The 25438-nt window shown below is 74.4% G+C and carries 26 protein-coding genes and 1 pseudogene; 8 read left to right on the top strand and 19 right to left on the bottom strand.

The annotated features are described in order from the left end of the window. The 5 genes from MY520_RS08790 to MY520_RS08770 form a co-directional block, all read right to left on the bottom strand. Positions 1–1052, bottom strand: a 1052-nt coding sequence (locus MY520_RS08790; protein ID WP_436691705.1) for an HNH endonuclease, incomplete at its 3' end; no start/stop codon positions are given. 176 nt (positions 1053–1228) lie between these two features. Further along, positions 1229–2485: an RNA polymerase sigma factor gene (locus tag MY520_RS08785; protein ID WP_436691704.1), complete on the bottom strand. Its 1257-nt coding sequence runs from the start codon at positions 2483–2485 to the stop codon at positions 1229–1231. 19 nt (positions 2486–2504) lie between these two features. Further along, complete coding sequence (locus MY520_RS08780; RefSeq protein WP_436691703.1) at positions 2505–2927, bottom strand: YciI family protein; 423 nt, start codon at positions 2925–2927, stop codon at positions 2505–2507. 213 nt (positions 2928–3140) lie between these two features. Then, entirely contained in the window at positions 3141–3830 is a 690-nt protein-coding gene (locus tag MY520_RS08775; protein WP_436691702.1) for a maleylpyruvate isomerase family mycothiol-dependent enzyme, read from the bottom strand. Next, positions 3827–4654, bottom strand: coding sequence for a fumarylacetoacetate hydrolase family protein (locus tag MY520_RS08770; protein WP_436691701.1), 828 nt, complete (start codon positions 4652–4654; stop codon positions 3827–3829). Before MY520_RS08770 ends, MY520_RS08775 begins: the two co-directional genes overlap by 4 nt. 263 nt (positions 4655–4917) lie before the next feature. On the opposite strand from MY520_RS08770, the gene MY520_RS08765 reads away from it, so the two are divergent. Then, entirely contained in the window at positions 4918–5724 is an 807-nt protein-coding gene (locus tag MY520_RS08765; RefSeq protein WP_436691700.1) for an IclR family transcriptional regulator, read from the top strand. 61 nt (positions 5725–5785) lie between these two features. Here MY520_RS08765 and MY520_RS08760 read toward each other — a convergent pair whose 3' ends face one another. From MY520_RS08760 to MY520_RS08745, 4 genes are all read right to left on the bottom strand, one after another. Beyond that, positions 5786–6658, bottom strand: a complete 873-nt coding sequence (locus MY520_RS08760) for a fumarylacetoacetate hydrolase family protein (protein WP_436691699.1) — start codon at positions 6656–6658, stop codon at positions 5786–5788. 27 nt (positions 6659–6685) lie between these two features. Then, the gene (locus MY520_RS08755) at positions 6686–7780 is read right to left on the bottom strand and encodes a cupin domain-containing protein (RefSeq protein WP_436691698.1); all 1095 of its coding nucleotides are present in this window, start codon (positions 7778–7780) and stop codon (positions 6686–6688) included. Then, complete coding sequence (locus tag MY520_RS08750; RefSeq protein WP_436691697.1) at positions 7777–9045, bottom strand: FAD-dependent oxidoreductase; 1269 nt, start codon at positions 9043–9045, stop codon at positions 7777–7779. Before MY520_RS08750 ends, MY520_RS08755 begins: the two co-directional genes overlap by 4 nt. A gap of 77 nt (positions 9046–9122) precedes the next feature. Then, a complete protein-coding gene (locus tag MY520_RS08745) occupies positions 9123–10094 on the bottom strand; it encodes an ABC transporter substrate-binding protein (protein WP_436691696.1) in 972 nt (323 codons plus the stop codon). A 195-nt stretch (positions 10095–10289) separates the two neighbouring features. Between MY520_RS08745 and MY520_RS08740 the strand changes: the two genes are divergently transcribed. Then, positions 10290–10559: a nickel-binding protein gene (locus MY520_RS08740; RefSeq protein WP_436691695.1), complete on the top strand. Its 270-nt coding sequence runs from the start codon at positions 10290–10292 to the stop codon at positions 10557–10559. On the opposite strand, the gene MY520_RS08735 is transcribed toward MY520_RS08740, so the two are convergent. Further along, positions 10542–13433, bottom strand: a complete 2892-nt coding sequence (locus MY520_RS08735) for a helix-turn-helix transcriptional regulator (protein WP_436691694.1) — start codon at positions 13431–13433, stop codon at positions 10542–10544. The genes MY520_RS08740 and MY520_RS08735 overlap by 18 nt on opposite strands. A 144-nt stretch (positions 13434–13577) precedes the next feature. Here MY520_RS08735 and MY520_RS08730 point away from each other — a divergent pair, with 144 nt between their 5' ends. The 3 genes from MY520_RS08730 to MY520_RS08720 all read left to right on the top strand — a co-directional run bounded on the left by MY520_RS08730 (position 13578) and on the right by MY520_RS08720 (position 15683). After that, entirely contained in the window at positions 13578–14948 is a 1371-nt protein-coding gene (locus tag MY520_RS08730) for an FAD-binding oxidoreductase (protein WP_436691693.1), read from the top strand. A gap of 35 nt (positions 14949–14983) precedes the next feature. Continuing rightward, positions 14984–15340 carry a hypothetical protein gene (locus tag MY520_RS08725; protein ID WP_436691692.1) on the top strand — a complete coding sequence of 119 codons (357 nt, stop codon included), beginning with the start codon at positions 14984–14986 and terminating at the stop codon, positions 15338–15340. A 61-nt stretch (positions 15341–15401) separates the two neighbouring features. Continuing rightward, on the top strand, positions 15402–15683 hold the full coding sequence (locus tag MY520_RS08720) for a DUF427 domain-containing protein (RefSeq protein WP_436691691.1): 282 nt from the start codon (positions 15402–15404) through the stop codon (positions 15681–15683). A 64-nt stretch (positions 15684–15747) separates the two neighbouring features. On the opposite strand, the gene MY520_RS08715 is transcribed toward MY520_RS08720, so the two are convergent. Next, entirely contained in the window at positions 15748–16170 is a 423-nt protein-coding gene (locus MY520_RS08715; protein ID WP_436691690.1) for a hypothetical protein, read from the bottom strand. A gap of 62 nt (positions 16171–16232) precedes the next feature. Here MY520_RS08715 and MY520_RS08710 point away from each other — a divergent pair, with 62 nt between their 5' ends. Beyond that, entirely contained in the window at positions 16233–16859 is a 627-nt protein-coding gene (locus MY520_RS08710) for a RibD family protein (RefSeq protein ID WP_436691689.1), read from the top strand. 55 nt (positions 16860–16914) lie between these two features. Here MY520_RS08710 and MY520_RS08705 read toward each other — a convergent pair whose 3' ends face one another. Both MY520_RS08705 and MY520_RS08700 read right to left on the bottom strand, forming a co-directional pair. Then, positions 16915–17904: a ferritin-like domain-containing protein gene (locus MY520_RS08705; protein ID WP_436691688.1), complete on the bottom strand. Its 990-nt coding sequence runs from the start codon at positions 17902–17904 to the stop codon at positions 16915–16917. Between the two features lie 114 nt (positions 17905–18018). Beyond that, a complete protein-coding gene (locus MY520_RS08700) occupies positions 18019–18198 on the bottom strand; it encodes a hypothetical protein (RefSeq protein WP_436691687.1) in 180 nt (59 codons plus the stop codon). Between the two features lie 202 nt (positions 18199–18400). Between MY520_RS08700 and MY520_RS08695 the strand changes: the two genes are divergently transcribed. Then, entirely contained in the window at positions 18401–18577 is a 177-nt protein-coding gene (locus tag MY520_RS08695; protein WP_436691686.1) for a hypothetical protein, read from the top strand. Here MY520_RS08695 and MY520_RS08690 read toward each other — a convergent pair. Further along, complete coding sequence (locus tag MY520_RS08690) at positions 18574–19041, bottom strand: NUDIX domain-containing protein (RefSeq protein ID WP_436691685.1); 468 nt, start codon at positions 19039–19041, stop codon at positions 18574–18576. The genes MY520_RS08695 and MY520_RS08690 overlap by 4 nt on opposite strands. A gap of 162 nt (positions 19042–19203) precedes the next feature. On the opposite strand from MY520_RS08690, the gene MY520_RS08685 reads away from it, so the two are divergent. Then, positions 19204–21903, top strand: a complete 2700-nt coding sequence (locus tag MY520_RS08685; RefSeq protein WP_436691684.1) for a hypothetical protein — start codon at positions 19204–19206, stop codon at positions 21901–21903. Here MY520_RS08685 and MY520_RS08680 read toward each other — a convergent pair. The 5 genes and pseudogenes from MY520_RS08680 to MY520_RS08660 all read right to left on the bottom strand — a co-directional run. Next, on the bottom strand, positions 21866–22501 hold the full coding sequence (locus MY520_RS08680; RefSeq protein ID WP_436691683.1) for an isochorismatase family protein: 636 nt from the start codon (positions 22499–22501) through the stop codon (positions 21866–21868). The two genes, MY520_RS08685 and MY520_RS08680, sit on opposite strands and share 38 nt — an antisense overlap. Then, entirely contained in the window at positions 22498–24180 is a 1683-nt protein-coding gene (locus tag MY520_RS08675) for a hydantoinase B/oxoprolinase family protein (RefSeq protein ID WP_436691682.1), read from the bottom strand. Before MY520_RS08675 ends, MY520_RS08680 begins: the two co-directional genes overlap by 4 nt. A 20-nt stretch (positions 24181–24200) precedes the next feature. Next, positions 24201–24374, bottom strand: coding sequence for a hypothetical protein (locus MY520_RS08670; RefSeq protein WP_436691681.1), 174 nt, complete (start codon positions 24372–24374; stop codon positions 24201–24203). A 5-nt stretch (positions 24375–24379) separates the two neighbouring features. Then, entirely contained in the window at positions 24380–25054 is a 675-nt protein-coding gene (locus MY520_RS08665; protein WP_436691680.1) for a hypothetical protein, read from the bottom strand. A 9-nt stretch (positions 25055–25063) separates the two neighbouring features. Continuing rightward, positions 25064–25429 (bottom strand): annotated as a pseudogene (locus MY520_RS08660) (hydantoinase/oxoprolinase family protein); the annotation flags it as partial. Positions 25430–25438: the final 9 nt, after the last annotated feature.

Here is a 25438-nt window from a genome sequence, read left to right as displayed (position 1 = left end):
CCGGCCAGCGCCGCCGCGGTCGCGGTGGCGCGCAGCGCCCCGTCGGGATCGGTGAGCGCCAGGGTCAGCGATCCGCCCTCGGGCGCCCGCAGCCCCAGCGCGCCCAGCCGCGCGCCCAGTTCGCGCAGGTGGGCGGCGGTGATCGGCAGCCCGCTCACCTCCCCGACCGCGCTGGACTCCCCGGCCGGCGAGGCGAGCGGCACGGTGATCCGCAGCTGGGCGGTGACCGCCGGCCGGGAGTCATCCCAGGGCCGGGTGATCAGCTCGGCCAGCACCGCGGCGCGCAGCTCGCCGATCGGCCGCGGATCACCGTCGGCCTTGAGCATCGCCGCCAGCTGGTCGACCACGTCCAGACAGGCCGCCGACACCGGCGCCGGCAGATCGGCGGCCAGGGTGGCCATGCCCTCCAGAGCCGAGGGGTGGCTGCGCACGTCCGCGGAGCGCCGCGCCGTCCTGCGGCGCTGGTCGACCGCGGCCGCGTCGCGTTCCAGCAGCAGCGCCAGCGCCCGCGCCCGCAACCGGCCCACCGACAGGTGCACCGCCTCGGGCAGCAGCTCGGCCTCGATCGACCGGGCGATCGCCGGGGAGGTGGAGCCCAGCACCTCGGCCAGCACCCTGGCCCGCGGCTCGTCGAGGGTGCCGGCGGCCAGCGCGGCCCAGGTGCCGGGCAGGTTCTCCCGGTAGGTCCAGGCCCGCACGGCCAGATGACCGGCGGTGCCCCGGCCGCAGTTGAGCACCATCGCCAGCTCCGGCACGAAGAACTCGCTCCCGCCCGGCAGCTCCGCGTCCGGCGCCCACGACCCCCGCTTCGCACCGGGGCCGCCCGGCGGCGGATCGGAGCTGTCCGGGGTGTCGTCGGCCAGCCCCAGCACCAGCTCCGCCTCGTAGCCGGCGCACACCGCCTTCGCCCGCTGCACCCGCTGCAGCTCGGCGGCCTTCTGCGCCCGGGTCAGCAACGCCACCGGCAACCGCCCGCCCAGCAGCGGCCGCTCACCCAACCAGCCGACCAGCACCTCCTCGATGCCGGCCTGCTCCACCGCCGTCGCTGCCACGAACCGAACACACGTTCGACCTACGACAGTTTCTTCCCTTGGCGCGGACGCCCGCCGAAGCTCATGTCGATGGCCGGCAGCGGCGGTGCACTGGTGACGAGGGCGGGCTCGGCGCGGTGCCCTGGATCGAGCTCACGGCCGCCGGCAGCGACGGCCGGGAGCTGACCCGCGAGCACTCAGCCGGGCAGCCCCCCGGCCCGGCCGAGCAGGAGTGCCCGCTCCCGCTCGTTGCGGGTGAGTGCGGCCGCCCGCTCGAACTCCGCGCGCGCCTCGGCGCCGCGGCCGAGCTGGAGCAGCAGGTCGCCCCGGGCGGCGGGCAGCAGGTGGTAGCCGCGGAGGGCGGGCACGCCGGTCAGGGCGTCGACCAGCTCGAGGCCGGCCGCGGGACCGTAGGCGCGGGAGACGGCAACCGCCCGGTTGAGCTCGACGACCGGCGAGGGCGCCAGCTCGGCCAGCGCCTCGTAGAGGGCGGCGATGCGCACCCAGTCGGTCTCCTCCGCCGTCCGCGCCCGGGCGTGACAGGCGGCGATGGCCGCCTGCAGCCCGTAGGGCCCGAGGCCGGTGCCCGCCTCCTCGGCGCGGCGCAGCGCGGCCAGGCCGCGGCCGATGAGGACGTGGTCCCAGCGGCCGCGGTCCTGGTCGAGCAGCAGGACCGGCTCACCGCCCGGCCCGATCCGGGCGCGCATGCGGGAGGCCTGGATCTCCATGAGCGCCACGAGGCCGTGCACCTCCGACTCCCCCGGCGTCAGCGCGGCCAGGATCCGGCCGAGTCGCAGCGCCTCCTGGCAGAGCTCGGGCCGGGTCCAGTCCCGGCCCGCCGTCGCCGCGTAGCCCTCGTTGAAGACCAGGTAGACGACCTCGAGCACGGAGGACAGCCGGGCGGTGAAGTCGGGCCCGGAGGGCATCTCGAAGGGCACGCGCGCGGCGGCGAGGGTGCGCTTGGCGCGGACGATCCGCTGGGCGACGGTGGACTCGGGCACGAGGAACGCACGGGCGATCTCGTCGGTGGCGAGGCCGCCCAGGAGGCGCAGCGTCAGCGCGACCCGCGCCTCCCGCGAGAGCACCGGGTGGCAGGCGATGAAGACCAGCCGCAGGAGGTCGTCCTCGACGACCTCGTCGAGCGCGGCGGCCCAGTCGGGCTCCTCGGCCTCGGACAGCTCCCGCCCGAGCTCGGCCGTCTTGCGCTCCAGCCGCTCGGTGCGACGGAAGACGTCGATCGCCCGGTGCTTGGCGGTCGCCATGAGCCACGCGGCCGGGTTGTCCGGCACGCCGGCCTGCGGCCACCGTTCGAGCGCGGCGACCAGCGCGTCCTGGGCCAGCTCCTCCGCCAGGCCGACGTCCCCGGTGACGCGGGTGAGGGCGGCGACGAGCTTGGCGGACTCGATCCGCCAGACGGCCTCGACGACGCGGTGCGTCGTCGTCCCGTCGCTCACCGCCGCCCCGCCCCCGTCGTCAGGACTGCTGCTGGGCCGCGGTCGCCCGGATGCGCTCCTCCTGCTCCCGCAGCTCGGGGGTGAACGCCTCGCCGAAGTCGTCGGCCTCGAAAACCTGCCGGATCTCGACCTCGCCGTCGCGGAACGGGGCCCGCTTGACCCACTCGAGGACCTCCTCGCGCGAGCTGACCTGCAGGATCCAGTAGCCGGCCAGCAGCTCCTTGGTCTCGGCGAACGGGCCGTCGACGACGGTCGTCCTCCCGTCCCTGTCGAAGCGGACCCGCATGCCCTTGGAGCTGGGGTGCAGGCCCTCGCCGGCGAGCATGACGCCGGCCTTGGCCAACTGCTCGTTGTAGGCGCCCATGTCGGCGAGCTCCTGCTCGGTGGGCAGGACGCCGTTCTCGCTGTCCTGGGACGCCTTGACGATCACCATGTAGCGCATCTCGGTTCCTCCTCGGATCCGGGGCGGGGCACCGGTCCTCGTGACCGGCGTCCACCCCGCCCTCACTGACACGTCGAACGGCCGGCCCCCCGATCGACACGGCCGACGACATCCCCGAGGACTTTCTCGACGCCCGGCCGTGGGTGGGAGGAGACGGCGTCCGGCCGGCGGCTCCGCACGGGGCGACCGTCGGTCAGCGGAACGGGGCGGCCGTCACAGCCAGGCCGGCACCTCCGGGATCCCGTCGTCGGCCTCGAGGCCCTCGCCTCGGGTCCGGCCGGTCAGCCAGCCGGTCACCGCCGGCAGCGGACCCGAGACGGCGACCTTGCCGGTCCCCCACTCGCGGTCGCCGGCGAACACCACGACGTCGGGCACCTGGTCGCGGCGGTCCCACATGCGGAAGACGTCGTCGATCATCGCCGCCTGCACCTCGTCGGCGACGTCCGCGAAGCCGACCCCCGCGTCGAGGTCGACCGCGTGCACGTACACCTCCCGGCAGCGCATCCACGGCACCTCCGACGCCGGCACCTCGCGCCCCTGCGCCGTCCGCACGGGAGCCGACCACGCCTCGTCGGGCAGCCCCTGCACCGCGTCGGCCAGCCGGCCGGTCGCGGCCATCACCTCCGCCCGCAGCGCGGGGGCCGACAGGGTCGCGGCCTCCGCGATCCCCTTCTCGCGGGCCTCGGGCGAGGCGTACATCGGGGTCTCCACGCCGGTGCGCGCCCAGTTCAGCAGGTTGACCAGGGCATCGGCGTTGCGGGCGACGTGCGCGAGCAGGTACTGCCGGCTCCATCCGGGCAGCAGCGACGGGGCGTCGAACTCCTCGTCGGTCAGCCGCCCCAGTGCCGTCCCGAACAGCCGCTCACCGTCGACCCACCAGTCGATCGTCTCCGGCTTGGTCATGCCCGCTTCTCCTCGACGCAGACGTTGCGGCACTCGCCGAGGCCGCTGATGGACGTGGTGAGCACCGAGCCGGCGGTCAGGTAGCGCGGTGGCTTCCGCGCGTGCCCGACCCCGCCCGGGGTGCCGGTCGCGATGACGTCGCCGGGGCGCAGCGTCAGGATCGTCGACAGGTAGGACACGGCCGCCGCAGGCCCGAAGACGAGATCGGCGGTGTTGGCCGACTGCACCGCCTCGCCGTCCACGGCGCAGGAGAGCGCCAGCCCCTCCCCCGCCTCGTCGGGGGTGACCAGCTCCGGCCCGAACGGGGTGGTCGCCTCGAACGTCTTGCCCTGCAGCCACTGCAGCGTGCGGTACTGCCAGTCCCGCGCGGTGACGTCGTTGAGCACCGAGTACCCCGCGATCGCCGCGGCCGCGGCCGCCTCGTCGGCGTGCCGCACCGTCGTCCCGATGACGACGGCCAGCTCGGCCTCCCAGTCCACCGCCTCGGACGCCGCCGGCAGCACGATGTCGTCGTGGGCGCCCACCAGTGACTCGGCGAACTTCGCGAACACCGTCGGGTACTCGGGCAGCTCGCGGCCCATCTCCCTGATGTGCGCCGCGTAGTTGACACCGACGCAGATGATCTTCCCGGGCCGCGGGACGACGGGGGCGAAGGAGAGGCCGCCGCGGTCGTGCCCGGGCCCGTCGGCGGCCGCGGCCACCGCGCGCCAGACCGGCTCGGTGAGCAGCTCCCCGACGTCGGCGTGCCCGGTCTCCACCGCCCGGTCGCCGTCCAGCCGGACGGCGCGGGTGCCCTCGGCGGTGCGGATGGTCGCCAGTCGCATCAGGCACCCACCCCGGCACGCGGGAGGTCGGAATGGTTCGGTCTGTGCTCCAGCGCGCTCACGGAACTCCCTGACTGGTCGACGAGGACCCCTAGGACGCTAGGCCGCCCCCCGGAACCGCACGACGGGTACCACCGCAGTTCCGTGCTGCGGAACGGACCTGGCCGACCCCGGGAGCTGTCGGGCGCAGCCGCTCAGGAGGGCCACCCGATCCTGCGCGGAGGATTCCGTACTCCGGGGATGAGCTGGAATAGTGTTCTTTCATGGCGAACGAGGACGGTCGCACCTCTCCGGCCGTCGACCCCACGGCGGGCCCAGGGCTGACCTCGGTGGACAACGCCCTGTGGCTGCTGCAGCTGATCGGTGAGCGACAGGCCCTGCGGGTCGCCGAGGCTGCCGACCTGCTGGGCGTCGCGCGGTCCACCGCCCACCGCCTGCTCAACGCCCTGCGCCGCCGGGACTTCGTCATGCAGGACCGGCCGAACGGCGCCTACCGCCCCGGCCCGGCGCTCAACGCGATCGGCCTGGCCGCGATCAGCCGCATCGACATCCGGCGGGTGGCCCGGCCCGTCCTCGAGGAGCTGCGCGAGCAGACCCAGGAGACGGCGAGCCTCGCGGTGCTCGAGGGCGCCACGATCCGCTTCGTCGACTGCATCGAGAGCCTCCGCTCCGTCCGCGTCGGCAACCGCACCGGCATCGTCCGGCCGGCGCACGCCTCCGCCGTCGGCAAGGCGATCCTCGCCGAGCTCCCGCCCAACGAGATCGAGCGCCGCTACCCCGACGAGGAGCTCCCCCAGCACACCCCGGCGGCGCTCGCGACGCGCTCGGCCCTGCTCGACGAGCTGCGCGAGATCCGGGCCCAGGGGTACGCGCTGAACTGGGAGGAGAGCGCCGACGGGGTCTCCGCGGTCGCCGTGGCACTGCGCGACAGCACCGGGACGCCGCTGGCCGCCATCGGCATCGCCGCGCCGAGCAGCCGGACCGGCGACGTCGAGGGCGTGCGCGCCCTGGCTCCCGCCGTCATCGAGGCCGCCGGGCGGGTCCAGGAACGGCTGAGCAGCACGCCCTGAGCCCCGCCCGGGCGCCGCCCGCAGGGACTCCGTCACCGTGCCGGCCGTGTCGCCGGCCGTCTCAGCGGACGGTGACCGCCATGGAGCCGATCCGGCTGATCGTCATCTCCAGCTTCTCCCCCGACGCGATCGGCCCGACCCCGGGCGGGGCGCCGGTGAACAGCACGTCGCCGGGGAGCAGGGTCATGATCGTCGAGGCGTAGGCGACGATCTGCGGGACCGGGGTGATGAGGTCCCGGGTGTTCACCGACTGCCGCACCTCCCCGCCGCTGGTGAGCCGGATGTCGAGGTCCGAGCCGTTCCCGATCTCGTCGGCGGTGACCAGCCAGGGCCCGAGCGGGCTGAAGGAGTCGTAGCTCTTGCGGCGGGAGCGGTCCGCGGCGCTGCGCACGGTGATGTCCAGCCCGGCGGTGAAGCCGAGGACGGCGTCCATCGCCGACTCGAGCGGGATGTCCTTGCCCCCGGCGCCGATCACCACGACCAGCTCGGACTCGTGGTGCACCTCGTGCCCGGCGGCGACGACGTCCGGCGGCAGGACGACCTCCGCACCCGGCCCGACGATCGACGACGGCGCCTTGAGGAAGACGTCGAACTCCATCATCCAGGCCTCGACCCGGCCGAGCGTGCGCTCCTGGACGCCGTGCATCTCGGCCACGTGGTCGCCGTAGTTGCTGGCCGCGGCGACCACCTTGGACGGGCCGAGCACCGGCGCCCGCAGGGCCACCTCGGCCAGCGGCCGCGGCGACCCGGCCTCGGCGGCCTCGCGCAGCCGCGGGGCCACCGTCGCGAAGTCCCGGCACAGCGCCCGCCACCAGCCGGCGGTCACCGGGTCGGGGTCGTGCGGCCAGGGCAGCGCGGCGGTGACGTCGACCAGCGTCGTGTCGTCGGCGGAGACGACGCCGAGCCGGTTGTCGTCGAACAGGGCGAGCTTCACGGATCTCCAGTGTCGAGTGCGGGGGTGTCAGCGGGGGGTGAAGGTCCCGGTCACCGTCTGCGGGGCGGGGAGGACCTGCTCCCGGTAGATGCCCAGCGCGCGCAGCACGGGGGCGTCGGTGAGCAGGAACAGCACGCTCTCCTCGTCGGCCGCGTGCTCGACGGCCGACCAGGAGGGCGCGACGAACATGTCGCCCGGGCTCCAGTCGAAACGCTGGCCGTCGATGACCGTCGACCCCGATCCCTGGAAGGCCACGAAGACGGCGTTCCCGGACCGGCGCACCGGCGTGCTGTGCCCGCCGGCCCGGACGCGCAGCACCGAGCAGCCCAGGGTCGGCAGCACGCTGGCCCCGGTGGTCGGGTTGACGTACTCCAGCGCCAGCACCGGCTCGTCGGACTGCCCGGCCAGCCGGTCGAGCTCGGCGGCGGTGTCGGCCCAGCGGTAGATGAGCAGCGGCGAGGGCGCGGGGGTGAGCGGCCCGTCGACCGACCCCTGCACGTAGCGGGTGCCCGGGGGGTGGGCGCGCTCGGAGAGGTTGTGCTCGGCTGGCTGCGGCTGGTTCTCCCCCGGGCCCGGGTACTGCTCGAAGAAGACGGCGTCCAGCGCCTCGACCATCGGCAGGTCCAGGCCGTCGAACCAGAACATCTCCGAGTCGCCGCCGTTGACGTGGTCGTGCCAGTTCCACGACGGCGTCAGCACGAGGTCGCCGGGGTGCATGTCGCAGGCGTCGCCGTTGACCGTCGTCCAGACGCCCTCGCCCTCGAGGACCCAGCGGACCGCGCCAGGGCTGTGCCGGTGCGCCGGCGCGGTCTCCCGCGGGCCGAGGCACTGGATGGCGCCCCACAGCGTGCCCGCCGCGTACGGCAGGCCGCCGAGGCCCGGGTTCTGCAGGCTGAGCACCCGCCGCTCGCCGCCGCGCTCGACCGGCACCAGCTGGATCGCCCGGCGGGCCAGCGGCTTCATCGTCTCCGCCGCCCACAGCCACGGGATCGCCTTCGGCTGGGGCGTGGGGGTGAGCAGCTGCTGGGTGATGGTCCACAGCGGCTGGAGGTCGACGGCGGCGAGGTCGCGGTACAGCGCCTCGAGCTCCAGGTCGGTGCGCGTCTCGGGAGATGCGGTCATGACAGGGCCTCCAGTTCGAGTTCGGCGGGCGGGCGGCCGATGCCGAACCGCTGCACGCTCTCCAGCAACGACACCCGGCGGATGTAGGCCCGGGCCCGCTCCGGGTCGGCGGCGATCGCCCGCATGTCCTCCTGGTGCTGACGCCGGACGGCGTCGTCGCGTTCCCGCAGCCGGTCGGTGTTGCGCTGGGTGTCGGCCTGCACGTACTCCCGGGCGACGGTGCGCCGCACCCGGTCGTAGGTCGCCAGCTCCGCCTCCGGGTCGCCCTCCCCGCGGGCGATCCGGGCCAGCCGGCGGGCGGCGTCCATCGCATCGTGGATGCCGGAGTTCAGGCCCACCCCGCCGATCGGCGAGTTGATGTGCGCGGCATCGCCGGCCAGCAGGACCGGCCCGACCCGCATCGCCCCGGCCACCCGCTGGTGCACGTTGTAGACCTGGTGGTCGATGACCGGATAGCCCGGCTCGTAGGGCGCGACCCGCTGCAGCTGCTGCTGCAGCCGCTCCGGCGCGGTCGCCTCCTCCAGGCTCATGCCCTCCGGCACCGGCCACACGACCCGCCAGGACTCCGGCGTCCGCAGGATGAACAGCCACTCCTCCGGGTCGGCGACGTAGTTGACGTGGCCGAGGTCGGGCAGCAGCTCCTGCAGGTCGACCGAGGTGCTGGTGATCGCGAACCGCTCCGGGTAGGTGAAGCCCTCGAACGGCACGCCCAGCGCGTTGCGGACGGCGCTGCGCGGGCCGTCGGCGCCGATGACGTAGGACGCCGCGAGCTCGGTGGGGGCGCCGTCGGGACCGCGCAGCTCGAGCACCGGGCCGTCCGCCTCGACCCGCAGGCCGGTCAGCTCGGTGCCGAAGCGCAGCGACACGTTCGGGTCCTGGCGCAGCCGGTCGTAGAGCATCCGCACCAGGTGCTGCTGGTTGAGCTGCAGACGGTAGGGATAGCGGGTCTCGTCGGCCAGGAGGCGGAAGTCGAACTCGGCGACCAGCCCGTCGACCCGGTCGCGGAACTGGTACTTCGGGACGACGAGCCCCTCGGCGTGCATCTGCCCGGTGATGTCGATGGTCTCCAGCAGCTCCAGCGTCGCCGCGTGGAAGGTGCTGGCCCGCCAGTCCGGCCGGGGCTCGGGGTGCAGCTCGACGACCACCACCGGCAGGCCCTCGTGGGCGAGGGTGGCGGCGGCGGTCATCCCGACGGGCCCCGCCCCGACGACGACGACCGGCCGGTCTGCACTCACCGGCGCGGCGGTGACGGAGTCCCACGGCATGGGCACCAATCTAGGCATCGTTCCACTCTTTGCACAGACCGCTGGTCGGAGTTCCGCGATGTCGAATTGTGGCCGTTCTAGCCGACGACGACCTCGTCGAGGTCGACCGGCTCCTCCAGGAGCTGGTACCGCACCATCAGGTCCTGGATCAGCTCGAGGGACTCCCGGTCGGTCCCGCCGCGCCAGAGGTTGATCCGCACCTGCTCGGCCAGGGCGGGGTCGACGTCGCCGATCTCCGGCAGCGCCGCGCGGAAGCCGTCCGGGTCCTCGCGGATGGCGTCGGCGGTGGCCAGCACACCCTCCTGGAAGGCCGTGACGGCGTCGGGGTTGTCGGCGACGAACCGCTCGCTCATCACGTACGTGCCGATCTGCAGCCCCGGCTTGAGGTCGGAGTAGGGGCGCCCGATGATCCGCATCCCCTGCTGCTCGGCGATGGTCAGGAACGGCTCGATCAGCATCGCGGCGGCGACGTCGCCCTGCTGCACGGCCGCGGCCATGTCGGGGAACGGCAGCTCGACGAACTCGACGCTGTCGAAGGAGAGGCCGGCCTCCTCCAGCATCGAGCCGAGCACGATGTCGTTGATGTTGCGCAGGCTGTTGACCGCGACCCGCTGACCCGCGAGGTCGCCGATGTCCGCCGCGGGGCTGTCGGCGCGGACCATCAGCGCGGAGAAGTCCTGCTCGACCTCCTCGGAGGTGCTGGTCCCGCCGGCCACCATCCGCAGCGGCAGCCCCTCCCCGGCGCCGATGAGGACCGACACCACGTTCGAACCGGCGACGTCGAGGTCACCTCCCACCAGCTGCGGGATGACGGTCGCGCCGCCGGTGGACGCGGTGATCTCCAGGTCCAGGCCGGCGTCCTCGAAGAACCCCTCCTGGTCGCCGTAGGTGAGGAAGTACAGCGGCGCACCGGCCGTGTCGGCGACGGTGAGCGGGACCAGGCCGTCCGCGCCCTCCTCGGCCGGGGCCGGGGCGTCGTCGCCGCCGCAGCCCGCGGCCAGCAGCGCCGCGGCGGCCAGCGCCGCACCGATCCGGGTCCTCGCGGTCATGACGTCTCCTTCCCGTGGATCGCGCGGTGTGGTCCGCGACACGTCGTCGGAGCAGGACGCTCACCGACGTAGCGCTGGGCGCTATGCCGACGAGAGGAAGTTCCGTCATGCCGAACGCGCAGTGGAGGGGTGTCCCCGGACCCCGTCGCGTCGGTACCGTCGGCGCCACCCCTGTGCCCCGGCGGAGGTCCCGCGATGCCCGTCTTCATGATCGAGCGCCGGTACGCCGACGTCCTCGAGGTCACCGCCGAGGTCGCCGACGGCGTCAACGCGATCAACGACGACGAGGGCGTCCAGTGGCTGTACTCGTTCCTCTCGGCCGACAAGCGGAAGACCTACTGCCTGTACGAGGCACCGTCGGCCGACGCGATCCGCCGGGCGGCCGCCCGCGCGGGCCTGCCCGCGGACGTCGTCGTCGAGGTCTCGGCCACCGTGCGGCCGGACGGCTCACTGCATCCCGTCTGACGCCGCCAGGAGCCCGTGCGACGCCGCGTACAGCGCCGCCTGCGTGCGGTTCCCGGCACCGGTCTTGGCCAGGATGCTGCGCACGTGGTTGGCGACGGTGTTCTCGCTGATCACCAGCCGCGCGGAGATCTCCCGGTTGAGCAGGCCCGCCGCCACCAGGCGGAGCACCTCGGTCTCCCGGGCGGTCAGGCCGGCCGGCCCGGTGGCCGGCCGGGGGGTCGGCACCCGTGCCGCCGGCTCGACGGCGGCCAGGGCGCGCAGCACCCGCGCCAGCCCCAGCTCCTCCGCCGGTCCCCTGGCCTCCTCGACCAGCTCGGCGACCCGGCCGGCCGGCGCGCCGGCCCGCCGCAGGTGCGCGGCCAGCGCGACCAGGCTGTGCGCGCGGTGCAGCGTCGCCCCCATCCGGCTGTCCATCTCGAGCGCCGCCGCCAGCAGGGACTCCGCCGAGGACCGGCCCAGGGCGGAGTCGACCATCCCCAGGTACCGGTCGGCGCTGCCGAAGACGGCGACGAACTGGCCGGCCACCAGGTTGGTCCCGGCGTACTCCGCCAGCATCGGCCGCAGGGTGCGCAGCGCGGCCTCGTCCTCCCGCTGCAGCGCGGCCTCCGTGAGGAACGCCAGCACGCACGGCCACTGGGCGGTGCCCTCGTGGGGCGCCAGCCGGCCGTCGAAGAGCCAGCGCAGCAACCGGTCCGCGGGCTCGTGCAGCCCGAGCTCGGTGTACAGGGCCAGCAGGCCCGGCGCCCAGTGCCCCTCGGGTGACTCCGTGCCGGTGATCAGCGGCCGCACCCGCTCCAGCGCGCCCGACTCCCGGCGGACCATGAAGGTCTGCACCGCCGACGAGCCCTCGGTGTCGTCGGTCCCGAAGGCCTCGCCGAACTCGAGCAGCTCGGTGCAGGTCCGGTCGGCGCCGGCGAGGTCCCCGGCGGCGAACTGGCGGCCGTACCGCACGCAGCCGGCCATGTAGTCGAAGAACGCCTCGCCGGTGGCCCGGGCCATGCGCACCAGGTCGTCGTGCGCCTCTCCCAGACCGGCCGGGTCACCCTGCAGGTAGCAGATGTGACCCCGCCAGTAGGCCGCCGGCCCGAGGTGGCCCAGCTCGCCGGTGCGGTGCGCGAGCGCGCACAGCTCGATGGCGCGGACGAGCTTGGCCGGGGCGTCGGCGGGGCGCAAGCCGATCCAGAGGCCGGCCTGGAGCGCGGCGCCGACGAGCCGGTCGTCGCCCTGCGCCCGGGCCAGGTCCAGGGCGCGGCGGCCGAAGAGGTCGGCCTGCTCGGTCGCCCCGGTGAACGCCAGCGCCCGCCCGAGCCCCGCCAGCGCCCGGACGTAGAGCGGGTCGGCCGGGTCGTGCGGGACCCCGCGCAGCGCCTCGGTCAGCATCTGGACGGCGCCGTGACCGGGCAGCCCGGGCCGCCAGGACGCCGCCTCGTACCCGATCGCCGCCTCCAGCCGGTCGCGCGGCCCGGCGGTGGTGGCCACCTCCTCGAACAGCGTCCGCGCCCGGGCGAAGTCGCCGCCGAGCAGGTGGGCCCCGGCGGCGGACAGCAGCACGCGGTGCCGCCGTTCGGGGTCCTCGGTGAGCCCGGCGGCCTGCTCGAACCAGCGGGCGGCGTCCTCGTGGGCCAGGCTGCGCGATGCCGCCTCGGCCGCCTCGGCGAGGTACCGCACCGCCTGGTCGGCGGAGCCGAGCACCGCCCCCTGCGCGTAGTGGTGCGCCAGCCGCTGGGTGCGCCGCTCCGACGCCGCCCCGGAGGACTCCAGGACGCCGGCGACCCGCAGGTGGTCACGGGCCCGCCGGGTGGCCGGCATGAGGTCGAGCACCGCCTGCCGGGCCAGGCTGTGCGGGAACCGGAACGCCGGGCCGGTCGCCTCCAGCAGCCCGAAGGCGACCGCAGTGTCCAGGGCGGCGAGGGTCGTGTCGGCGCCCCACGCGGAGATCGCCAGCACCGTGCCGAGGTCGGTCTCCTCCCCCACCACCGCCGCCAGCTCCAGGGTCTGCCGCTCGGGCTCGGTGAGCCGGTCGAGCCGGGCCGCCACCATGTCGCGCACCGACACCGGGGCCGCCGCCGTCGCGTCGGGCAGCGTGCCGCGACCGGCGCCCTCGCGGACCACCTCCCGGAGCAGGAACGGGTTGCCGCCGGTGCGGTCGCGCAGCAGCGTGGCCGCAACCCGGGCCCGGTGCGTGGGCAGCCGCGCCTCGGCGCAGAGGTACTCGGCGATGTCCTCCGTGGCCAGCCCGGCGAGGTCCAGCCGGCGGACGCCGTCGAGCCGGTAGAGCTGCGCGATCGTGCCGGTCAGCGCCGCCGAGCGCTCCGGCGCCGTCGTCCGGTGGGTGGCGAGGACGAGCAGCCGGCACTCCGCCGTCCGCTCGACCAGGTGCCCCAGCATCTGCAGGCCGGCGGTGCCCGACCAGTGCAGGTCCTCCAGCGCCAGCACCACCGGCGCCTCGCGGGCCAGCGCCCGGACGGCGTCGACGGCTGCGTCGTAGAGCTCGCGGCGGGTGTCGTTCCCGGCGACGTCGTCCCCTCCCGCCCGCCCGACCAGCCGGGACAGCGGGCCGTCGGCGTCCCCCGTGGCGGCCAGCAGCGCCTCGACCGGCTCGACGAACGGCTGGTAGGGCGGGCCGAGCTCGGCCACACAACTGCCCAGCAGGACGGTCGCGCCGCGGCCGTGCAGCAGCGTGCAGAACTCGGCCAGCAGCCGGGACTTGCCCGCGCCCGGCTCGCCGCCGAGGAAGGCGACCTGGCGGGCGCCGCCGGTGACGTCGGTCCACAGGGACTCGAGGCAGTCCAGCTCGGCGCGGCGGCCGACGAACAGCGGGCGCGCGGCCGGCGACCATCGCGCCGGCAGTGCGGGCGGCGTCCATCCGGACACGACCCCGGACGCTAGCCCTCGCCCCCGCCTGCGTCGATGGGTAGATCTGACCATGGGCGGCTGCGCCGGATTCGCGCAGTTCTGGTCATGTGCGCCGGCCCGGCCCGCTCCTAGCGTCGTCCCCCATCCGACGGAGGAGGAGACATGACGACACAGCTGCCGGGGACGCTCGCCGACCGCGTGCGGGGCCAGGTCATCCGGCCCGGGGACGACGCCTACGAGGAGGCGCGGCACGTCTACAACGCCATGATCGACGCGCACCCGGAGCTGGTCGTGCGCTGCACCGGCACCGACGACGTCGCCGCGACGGTGCGGTACGCCGCGGAGAACGGCCGGCCGGTGGCGGTACGGGGCGGCGGGCACAGCGTGCCGGGGTTCGGCACCGCGGACGGCGCGGTCGTCGTCGACCTCTCGCTGATGCAGTCGGTCGACGTCGACCCGGAGCAACGGACCGCGTCCGCCGGCGGCGGCACGACGTGGGGCCGGTTCAACGACGCGACGGCGGCCTCCGGGCTGGCCACCACCGGCGGGATCATCTCCACGACCGGGCTCGGCGGCCTCACCCTCGGCGGCGGCATCGGCTACCTGTGCCGGGGCTACGGGCTGTCCTGCGACAACCTCGTGTCGGCCGAGGTGGTCACCGCGGACGGGACCGTCCTGACCGCCGACGACGACCAGAACTCGGACCTCTTCTGGGCGCTGCGCGGCGGCGGCGGCAACTTCGGCGTGGCCACGCGCATGACCTACCGCCTGCACCCGGTGGACACCATCTACGGCGGGCCGATGTTCTTCGAGCTGGCCGACGCCCCCGCGATCTTCGCCTTCTTCCGCGAGTTCATCCGCGACGCCCCGCGCGAGTACGGGGGCTTCCCGGCGTTCCAGATCGCCCCGCCGCTGCCGTTCGTGCCGGAGGACCGCGTCGGTGACACCTTCATCGCGGTGGTCTCCTGCTGGACCGGGTCGGAGGCGGAGGGCGAACGCGTCATCGACCGGTTCCGCCAGGTCGCCCGGCCGGTCGCCGAGCACGTCGGCGCCATGCCGTACCCGGCGCTCAACAGCGCCTTCGACCCGCTGGTGCCGCCCGGGCTGCAGCACTACTGGAAGGCCGCGTTCGTCACCGAGCTCACCGACGACGCCATCGCCGCGCACGTCGAGCACGGCTCCCGGGTGCCGGTGGTCAACTCGACGATGCACCTCTACCCGATCAACGGCGCGGTGCACGACGTCGCCCCCGACGCCACCGCCTTCGGCCACCGCGAGGCCACCTTCGCCGCCGTGATCGCCGGCATGTGGCCCGACCCCGCCGACAACGAGGCGCACACCCGCTGGGTGAAGGACTACTACGCGGCCCTCGCCCCGCACTCCGAGGCCGGCGGGTACACCAACTTCGCCTCGGCCGACGACCAGACGCGGGTGGCCGAGAACTACGGCGCCAACTACGAGCGGCTGCGCGAGGTCAAGCGTCGCTACGACCCCGGCAACCTCTTCCGCCTGAACCAGAACATCCGGCCGTGACCGCGGTCGGGGGTACACGAGAGGGAGGACCAGCCATGCAGGCCATCGATCGGACCGCGCTCCCTGTCGCGGTCGAGGGGAACGGCGTCGAGTTCCGGACCCAGCGGGTCGGGGACATGAGCATCGGGTGGATGCGGCTGCCTGCGGGGGCGGACCTGCGTCCCGCGGTGGTCGGCCTGCCGGGGGACCTCTGCCCCTGCCCGCACTGGGGGTACGTCATCAGCGGCCGGCTGGTGATGCACGGCAAGGACGGTGACACGACCTTCGACGCGGGGCAGGCGTTCTACTGGGGCCCCGGTCACGCTCCCGAGGCGCTGACCGACGTCGAGTACGTCGACTTCTCGCCGTCCGAGGAACTCGAGGCGGTCGTCCGGCACATCCAGGGCGGCTGACCGGGGGCGCCGCGCACCGCCGAAGGGGAATGCCGTTCCGGAACCCGGTGTTCGCCGCTCCATGGCCACCGCGAGCTGGAACGGGACCGTCATCGCCGAGTCCGACGACATCGTCACCGTCGAGGGCAACGCCTACTTCCCCCGCGAGGCGGTGCGCGACGAGGTCCTCCGCCCGTCGGACACGCACACCTTCTGCCCGTGGAAGGGGACGGCGTCCTACTACACGCTCGAGGTCGACGGGCAGACCAACCGCGATGCGGTCTGGTACTACCCCGAGCCGAAGGACGCCGCCGCGGAGATCACCGGCCGCGTCGCGTTCTGGCGGGGCGTCACCGTCGACTGAGCCGGCCGGTCGACCAGGCCGGCCGGTCGACCAGGCCGGCCGGTCGACCAGGCCGGCCGGTCGACTAGGCCGGCTGGTTGCCGGCCAGCTCCCGGGCGGCGACGGCGTCCTCCGGGTCGAGCAGGCGGGCGCGCTCCTGCCGCTCGATGAGCCGCTGGAAGGCCGCCCAGGCCTCGGGGGGCGTCGTGTCGAGGGCGGCGGCGACCTGCGCCCAGGTCGCGCCGCCGCGCAGCGCGGCGCGGAACCCGACCAGCTGGCTGTCGTGCGCCTTGCGGGCGACCACCTCGCCGAGCGCCAGGAGCTCGAGGGACTCGGCGACGTCCAGGGTCGTGGCGGCGTCCTTGAAGGAGCTCCAGTCGTCCACGTCGAGCTCGGCGACGGTGTTGAGGGTGGTGGCCCCGCTGTCGCGCCGGCTGAGGAAGTCCAGGCGGGTGACGGCCGTCGTCAGGGAGAACTCCTGCTCGAGGGCAGCGGGTGTGATGCTCATGGTGCATCCCATCCCCGCCTGCGTCCGCAGGTCAAACCCCCTGCGACCCTCATCACCCCGAGGTGACCGTGCGCCCACTCGTCGTGGTCCACGTCGCCGTCTCGCTCGACGGGGCGACGACGGGGTTCACCCCGGACGTCGGGACCTACTACGCCCTGGCCGGCACCTGGCGCGAGGACGGGACGCTGACCGGCGCGGACACCGTCCTCGCCCAGGAACCCGCGCTGGCGTCGGCCCCGCAGCCCGGCCCGGCCCCCGGCGGGCCACTGCTCGCCGTGGTGGACGGCCGGGCCCGGGTCCGCGGGTGGGCGGCGCTGCGGGCCGCCGGGCACTGGTCCGACGTGCTGGCCGTCGGCTGCGACCGGACCCCACCGCGCGCCGTCCGCTCGGTCCGCGAGCTCCGGGTCGGCCGCGACTCGGTCGACCTGACCGCCCTGCTCGCCGAGCTCGGCGGACGGGGACTGGCCACCGTCCGCGTCGACAGCGGCGGCGCGCTGACCGGCGCGCTGCTGGCCGCCGGCCTTGTCGACGAGGTCAGCCTGCTCGTGCACCCGCTGCTCGCGGGGCCCGCCGCAGGGTCCCGGCGCTGGTACGGGGGCCGGCCGCCGCCGGCGGAGAGCCTGACCCTGGAGGAGTGCCGGCAGCTCGACGGCGACCTGGTATGGCTGCGGCACCGCGTGCGGCGCTGAGGAGACGCCGACGGCCCGCACCCCGGCTGGGGTGCGGGCCGTCGGCGGCGCGGGGTCAGCTGTCGACGCCCACGGCCTCCTTGGCCAGCTCGGCCAGCCGGGTCTGGGTCGCGCTCACGACGTTGGACCGGTTCTTGTGGGTCTCCTCGTAGCGGATCATGACGTTGACGTCGTGCGCCGAGGTCAGCCGCTTGACGGCCTTGATCGCGTCCTGCGTGGTGAGCTGGTCGAAGTTCTTGATCGGCAGCTCGTCGGCCGCGATGTCACCGAGCTCCTCGCGGGTGGCCTTGGCGGCGTCCGCGGCGTCGGTGTTTCCCTCGCGGCGGGCGATGCGCTCGGCCCGGCGCAGGGCCGCACCCCGGCCGGCGGTGAGGGTCTCGCGGACGGCGTCGGTGAGGGAGCTGGCCTTGCCGGCGACCTCGCCGAGCTTCTGGCCGGCCTCCTCGCGACGCTGCTGCGCGGTGTCGAGCACCTCGTTGACGGCGTTGGCGGCGAAGCGGACCGGGGCGTTGGCCACGCGGACGGCACCGCCGGCGACCCGCTGGAACGGCGTGGGCACCAGGGCGGTGGGGCCACCGAGGGCCTCCTCGGCGAGGACGACGGTCAGCCACTCGACGGTGGCCGAGTGCGCCGTGATCAGCCGCTCGGCCAGCGCCTTGACCCGCGGCAGCTCGGCCTTCTCGGCGAGCACCTTGACGTGGGTGGCGCGGTCGAGCAGCTGGTGCTCGAGGGACAGGTCCTGCAGCAGGGCCTCCTCGAGCGGCGCGCCCTGCTCGAAGGCGGCCTTCAGGACGGCGGCCAGCCGACCGAGGGCGGGCGTGACGACGTCCGGGACGCCGCCGAGGTCGCGCAGCTGCTCGGTGATGGCCTTGGTGCGCGCAGCGGCGTTGTCGGCGTTCTCGCTGAGCTCGCGGCGGACGGCGTCGGTGCGGGCCTGCCCGACCCGGGTCCGGGCCACCTGCTCCTCGGTCTGGCTGAGGAGGACGAGGGCGCGGAGCTGGTTGACGATCTTGGCGGTGTCTGCCTTGAGAAGCGTTTCGGTCATGACTGCACTGTGCCCGCTCCAACCGTCCGCTAACTAGAGCAAGCGGTTTGCTAGCAGTGAGACGCGTCACGTCGCCACCGGGCCCGCGGCGCTGGGGGCCCGGCGGCGCCGCGGTCAGCGGGTGGGGACGGCGGGCTTCGACGGGCGCTCGAGCCGGAGCACCGGCTGGGTCAGCTCGTCGTTCAGCGCGTAGCGCCGGCGGGGCGTGGGCCGCGTGGACGGCGGGACGGCCGTGCCGCAGCCGACACAGAACCGGCCGCGCTGCTCGGCCGCCCCGCAGTGCGTGCACGTCATGGGGTGCCTCCTCGTTCGTCGGAAGTCCGTGCGACTTCGCCGGAGGTGGACCCTGCCAGGAGGAACGCCCCGCCCGGCCCTCCGCGGGGTGGGTGTGACGACACGTCAACGGACCGTTATGTGGCCGAACTGCCAGCCGGCGAGCAGCCACCGTCCAGCCGCGGGGCGCACACTCGCTCTCCCCGAGAGAAGGGCCGACGACGTGCGCATCTCCCTGCTGGGCCTCATCTACCTCGCGGTCGGCGTCGTGGTCGCGCTGACCAACGGCTACAACAGCGTCGCCGGCGTCTCGGAGGTGCTGTCCCTCATCGTGGCGGTCGTCCTGTGGCCGCTCGTGCTGTTCGGCGTCGACCTGCACCTGCCACCGATCGCGACCTAGCCGGGCCCCAGTCGCTCGAGCAGCCGGTCGAGGAAGGCCACCTGGCCGGCCACCAGCTTCGCCCGCGCCTCGTCGACGCCGAACCACGCGGCCCGGTCGATCTCCGGGAACACCTGCACCCGCCCCGACCGCGGCGGCCACTCCAGCTCGAAGGTGTTGCTCGTGCACGCGGCCGCGTCCAGGTCGCCCTCCGCAGCCCACACCGTGAGCCGCTTGCCGCCCGACTGGCGCACCTCACCCAGCGGCACGAGTTCCGCCGCCGGCACGGGCGACCCGAGCTCCTCCTCGAACTCCCGCCGCGCGACGGCGAGCGGCTCCTCGCCGTCGCCGTACTCGCCCTTGGGGATCGACCAGGCCCGGTCGTCCTTCTTCGCCCAGAACGGGCCGCCCATGTGCCCGATGAGCACCTCGACCCCGCCCGCGCCCCGCCGGTGCAGCAGCACTCCGGCACTCGTCTTCGCCACCGCCTGATCCTCTGCCCACGCGGACAGTCCGTCACGGTGCGGCTGCGGTCACGACGCTCCGGACTCCGGTGGAGTTCCGGAACCGGACGTTCGACGGGGGGTGTACGTGTCCCGCGGCGCCGAGGACCGTGGGCGGGCACGGCAGCTGCGGAGGTGACTTCGATGAGCACCAGTGGCATGGACGGCGCACGCGGCCTGGTGCCCGGCACCGAGGCCGAGCTCCTCGTGCTGGCCGACGTCATGTCCGTGTTGTGGGGTCCGCTCGTGACCGAGCAGGAGGCCCAGCAGCCCTGGAAGCGTCACGAGCGCTTCCTGCGCCACCTCCTCGGAGCACCCGAGCGCCCGGACGAGACCCCGCCCGACGACGATGCCAGAGGACCGAGCCTCGACGGCTGGCTGCTCCCGCAGCCCGCACTCCGGCAGGCCGAGAAGGAGCTCGCCGACGCGCGCGGCCCGGTCGCCGAGAAGGCGCACCGGCAGGTGGCCGACTTCCGGCGTCGTTTCCCCGACCACCTCGAGCCGGTCGACGACGACGAGACGACCCGCGGCCCGTGGCTCACCGGCACCGACGGCGGGCTCGCACTCGACCGCGCGGTCCGCGGACTGCAGGCCTGCGGCCGGTTGTGCGACCTCCCGGACGAGGGGGACGCGGCCCTGCTCGGCGCCCTGCTGAACCTGTACGCCTGCCGCCTGTACGTCTCCGGCGAGCAGGTCCGGCGGCTGACCGGCGCAGATCGCGACCTCCTGCCGCACGCGTGCCTGGACCTGCGGTTCCGGAGCCGGCTGCGCCGGTTCTGGCTCGTTGCCACGCTGTCCCTCTGGACGGCACCGCCCGCCAGCCTCCGGCACGCCCCCGCGGAGAGGGCGGACACCCGCTGGACCTCGACGTCCGACGTCCGCGAGGCCATGCGGGCGGCGCGGGACACCTTCGAGAAGCAACTGCAGGACGCCTTCACCCCGTTGCGGATGAGCGTCTTCGCCGGGAGCAACCTGCCCTACCCGCCACCGCGGTTCTGGGTCGTGCGGGGCGACGACATGGTGGGTGTGCGCCGGAGAGCGGACCAGGGCGCGGTGGAGAACGCCAGCCGGGCGCTGCTGCAGGCCTCGCCCTCGGCCAGCACGACGGCGGCCGGCGTCATCGAGCAGTGGCCGAGCGGATCGCAGCTGTACGTCCTGCGCCGGTACGTCCCCGATCCCGGCGTACCGCGCTACGTCGTCGTCCCCCAGCGGCCCGAGGCAGGTGCCGAGCAGGAGGAGGCCGTCCGCCGGTTCATCTACGGCATGAGTGACATCGAGGGGCGCGCGGCCGCCGACCTCTACGACGTGAGCACGGACGCGAACACCCGGGGAGCGCTCGCGGACTCGTACCAGTACGTCGCCGACACCGGCAACCGGCTGTGGGACCAGCTGTCCATGGAGTTCCCGACCGCGCGCGGGAGCCAGCTGACCAAGATCCACCGGCAGGTCGACCTCATCCACCAGGTCCTCCTCCAGGGGGTGGCCGACCTCGAGGAGGTGCGCACCGAGGCCGCGCGCCTGACCGCCACGTTCGAGGACACCGTCGCCGCGCTCGTCGACGACTTCGACCGCGAGTTCACCGAGGTTCCCGTCCCGGACCGGCAACCCCTCCGCAGCTCGGTCTCCCAGAGCGGGTACGTCGCCACGACCAAGGGGGTCGTCGACGACACCTGCGGCCGCGCGCAGCGGGCGCGAGAGGCCTACGAGGGCATCCTGCACAGCGTCACGCTGGCCTTCGACGAACGCCGTGTCCGTGTCACGGACAACATCTCGCTCTGGGCGCTGGCCGTGGCGCTCGGCCTCGCGGTCGCCCCGGTGTTCGTCGAGGTGTGGGGGGCGATCGCCGGTAGGTGGGAGGGCGCAGGGCCGACGGTCTTCGTGTGGGCCGGTGTGGGCGTCGCCGTGGTGGCCGGCCTGTTCCTGTGGCACCGGCTGCGCACCCTCGGTGGGCTCGAGCTCTCCGGGGACTTCCGGACCCGGTACGAGGCCCTGCGCCGCTACCTCACCGACTGCCGCACCGAGCCGCTCGAGCGGGCGCTGCAGAGGTCCCGCAGTGTGGCTCGTGCCCGGGGTCTGGCCGGGCCGCGGCCGACGGTGTCGACGTGGGAGCAGCACCACGCGGACTGGCGAGCGTGCGACCGCGGCCTCGCCAGGAGGTTCGCCGAGCAGGTGGACGCCATCCGGGCGTTCCCGGGGACCGGGGTGTCCGAGGAGCGCAGGAGCGGGCTCCGGACGCGCATCGAACGCTGGGCGCTCGTCTCGCTGCTCGCCACCGAGCGGCCCCGGACCTTCTTCGGGTACCCGCTCCCCCTCCTGACGCTGCTCTACCGCACCTACCCGCTCTGGGACGCCCTCACGGGTGCACGTGACGACGACGGGCCCTCGCTGGTGGCCGACGCCGACCTGATGCTCACGCTCCGGGTGACCTGCCGAGCCCACCCCGAGGAGGTCGAGTCGGTCGACCGCTGGTTGCACGCGCTCCGGGTGGAAGCGCGCCGGGAGGGCGAGGCGCAGGCCGCGGGCGGGTCGCGCGGTGCCGACGCCCGCGCGGTCCTGCAGGCGATCGCCGACACCGGCATCCACGTCGGCATGGACCGGGCGGAGTGGAAGGACGCGCTGCGGCTCATGCGGGAGTCACTGGACGCCGACAGCATCACCGGTCACCTGGCCGCCCACTCCCGGGATCCGGAGCGCCGCGCGGCGGCACCGGCCCCTGGCAGTCGCCCGTCCGGTGGCCCATCAGGGCAGTCAGAGAACCAGGGACAGCGCCCCGCCCCGGGAGACGGCGACGGCGCGGCCCCGCGGACTACGCGCTCGACCGCAGGTGGGCCAGGGCCTGGGTGAGGTCGACGACGTCGGCGTACTTCGCGTCGAGGTCGGCGAGGTTGCTGTCGTGCAGCGCCGGCGTCCGGTCGGCGCACGCCTGGCGGACCACCTGCGGGCGGAAGCCGCTGTTGAGCGCGTCCATCGCGGTGGCCCGCACGCAGCCCGACGTCGACACCCCGGCGACCACCAGCGTGTCGACGCCCAGCCCGATCAGCGTGGGGGCGAGCGCGGTGCCGAAGAAGGCCGACGCGTACTGCTTGACCACCACCGGCTCGCCCGCCGCCGGCTCCAGCGTGAGCCGGCCCCACTCCCCCGGCGCGTCCTCGGCGAACGCGGCCAGCGCCGGCACCTTGCGCACGAACAACCCGCCGTCGGCCAGCCCGCGGGCGTAGCGGACCGCCGTCCACAGCACCGGGTGGCCACCGGCCCGGGCCGCCGTCACCAGGGCGGACGCCGCCTCGACGGCCGGCGCGGGATCGGGCAGGGCGAACGGCCCGCCGGGCTCGGTGTAGGCCCGGCACAGGTCGATGACCAGCACCGCCGGGCGGCGTCCCCAGCCGACCCGGCCGGAGAACGCCGACCCGTGCGGGCCGGGCGCCGGTTCGGGCTCGCTCACCCGGCCGCCCAGACGGGGCGCTCGGGTGCGGGCAGCCCGGTCTCCTCCTCGCACCGCGCGAGCAGCTCGTCGATCGGCGGGCCCATGTCGAACACCGGCAGCTCGGCCGGCCGGTCGGCGCGCAGCTGGTCGCGCAGTGTCTCCGTCGCCTCGGCGTCCACCTCTCCGCCGTCGCACACGACGACGCCGTAGCCGCGGGCGCCCTCCTGGGTGACCAGGCCGCGGCGCACCTCGGTCGCCACCAGCTCGGCGTCGCGCTCGAGCGGGTCGCCCCAGCCGCCACCGCCCCACGTCACGAAGTGCAGGACGTCGCCCGGTGCCACCGGCACCCCGTGACACTTGGACGGCAACATCTCGCGGGTGCCGCCGGCCCGGTCGATCCACTTGCGGCCGCGGGCGCCGGGCCGCCCGCCGTTGACCCCCCACGGATAGGTGAGCCAGCGGTCGTCGTGGATCGCGATCTCGCCCGGCTCCTCGAAGACGTAGGCGACGTCGACCCCGTTGCCGCCGCGGTGCAGACCGGCGCCCCCGGTGTCGGCCACGGTCTCCCACGTCTCGATCCGCAGCGGGTAGTACGACTCGAGGAACTCGCAGGGGATGTTGACGAACGACGGCCACAGCGAGTGGCCGTCGGGCCCGTCGCCGAGCGGGCGACCGGGGATGCCGCCGAAGCCGATCGAGTAGAGCTGGAACCACTCGCCCTTCCGCTCGCCGCCGGAGTAGTGCCCGGAGTACATGAAGTGCGGCGAGGAGGAGAACCCGGCGGCGTTGAGCAGCGCCGGGTTGGTCTGCCCGAGCAGCCCGCCGAACAGGTCGAACACCCGCCCGATGCCGTGGTTGCGGCCGTTGAGCGCGGCCGGGTGCTTCGGCTTCCAGTACGAGCCGTCCGGGATCGTGACGTCGACCAGCGGGTAGAAGCCGTCGTTCCACAGGATCTGCGGGTCGGCGACGGTGATCATGTAGATCCCGAAGAACATCCGGGTCAGGTTCTCGTTGATGTAGTAGTTGATCGGCCCGGTCGCCTGCGGCGAGGAGCCGGTGAAGTCCAGGTGCACCTTCTCCCCGGTGCGGGTCAGCGACAGCTTCAGCTCGTACGGGCCGTTGCCCACGCCGTCGTCGCAGATGTAGTCGGTGAAGGAGAGGGTGCGGCCCTCCTCGAACACCATCTGCAGCAGCACCTTCATGGCGTCGTAGTTGCGCTTCAGCAGCGCGTCGAGAGCCGAGAGGTAGGTCGCCGTCCCGAACCGCTGGCACATCTCGACCACCCGGCGCGAGGCGGTGCGGCAGGCCGCGACCAGGCCGTTGAGGTCGGCGCGGTTCCAGTCGGGCATGCGGACCTGGTTGAGGATGATCCGCAGCGCGTCGTCGTTGAGCTGCCCCGCGCGGTAGAGCTTGAAGGGCGGGATGACCACGCCCTCCTCGTAGATGGTGCGCGCGTCGGTGGGCATGGACGACGGCGTCTTCCCGCCGACGTCGGACATGTGCCCGAACATCGACGCCCAGCCCACGACCCGGCCCTCGTGGAAGATCGGCATGACCAGCAGCCAGTCGTTGGCGTGGCTGATCGCGGCCCCGCAGGCGTACGGGTCCGACGTCAGCAGGACGTCGCCCTCCTCGATGGTGCCGGCGAAGCCCTCGAGGAAGTCGGGGATGGACAGGCCGAACTGGCCGACGACCATCTTCCCCTCGGGGTCGCCGATCAGCGGGAACTCGCGTGCTGCTCGCGGATGCCCGGGGACAGCGCGGTGCGGAAGAGCACCTCGTCCATCTCGTAGCGGGCGTTGCGCAGCCCGTTCTCGATGAGGTCGAGGGTCACCGGGTCGACGCCGGTCTTCTCGACCGTGCCGGTCGCGGTCTCGACGATGGTGGCCATGTCGCTCAGCCCTCCGAGGGGGTGATCAGCAGGCTGCCCGACGGGTGCACGGTCGCGCGGTGCCCGGGCAGGACGAGGGTCGTGGAGTCCATCTCGGTGACGATCGCCGGCCCGGGGACGACGTCCCCGGCGCGCAGCCGGCCGCGGTCGTAGACGCCGGCGGTCACCCGCTCACCGCCGACGTGGACCGGGTGCTCGGTCACCAGCGCGCCGGCCGGGTCGCCGTCGCCGGCCTCGAGGTGCACCGGGGCGACGTCGGGCTTCGGGCCGGTCACCGTCGCGCGGGCGTTGACCAGCTCGTGGTCGACGTCGAGCAGGAAGGAGAACAGCCGGTCGTGCTCGGCGTCGAAGGCGCGCCCCAGCTCGGCCAGCGCGCCCGCGCCGCCCCTCCCCGCCCCGCCGTCGTCCAGCCAGGCGGGGTCCACCTCGACCGGGATCTCGAAGCCCTGCCCGTGGTAGCGGACGTCGACCTGGAAGCCGACCGTCTGGTCCTCCCGGGCCAGGCCCTGGGCGGCCAGCCGCTCGCCGGCCTCGTCGGCGAGCTCGCGCAGGATCTGCGCCAGCTCGGCACCGGTCAGCTGGCCGAAGCGGCGCAGCACCGTGCGGGCGGACTCGTCCCGCCGGCTGGTGGTGGCGTCACCCAGCGCGCAGAGCAGCCCCGGCCCGGGCGGGATGATCACCGGCCACGCGCCGGTGAGCCGGCCGAGCGCGTTGGCGTGCAGCGGGCCGGCCCCTCCGAAGGCGACGAGGGCGAAGTCCCGCGGGTCGAAGCCCTGCTGCACCGAGACCAGCCGCAGCCCGCCGAGCATGTTCTCGTTGACGATGTCGACGATCCCGGCGGCCGCGACCTCCGGGGACTCCAGCCCGATGGCCTCGGCCACCTTGCTCACCGCGGCGCGGGAGGCCTCGGCGTCCAGGCTGATCTCGCCGCCGGCCAGGGACGAGGGCAGGTAGCCGAGGACGACGTTGGCGTCGGTGACCGTCGGCTCGACGCCGCCCTTGCCGTAGGCCGCCGGGCCGGGATCGGCGCCGGCCGACTGCGGCCCGACCCGCAGCGCGCCGGG

This window comes from Geodermatophilus sp. CPCC 205506 (assembly GCF_051383635.1).
Lineage (GTDB): Bacteria > Actinomycetota > Actinomycetes > Mycobacteriales > Geodermatophilaceae > Geodermatophilus.
This window is presented reverse-complemented; position numbering and strand designations above follow the sequence as displayed.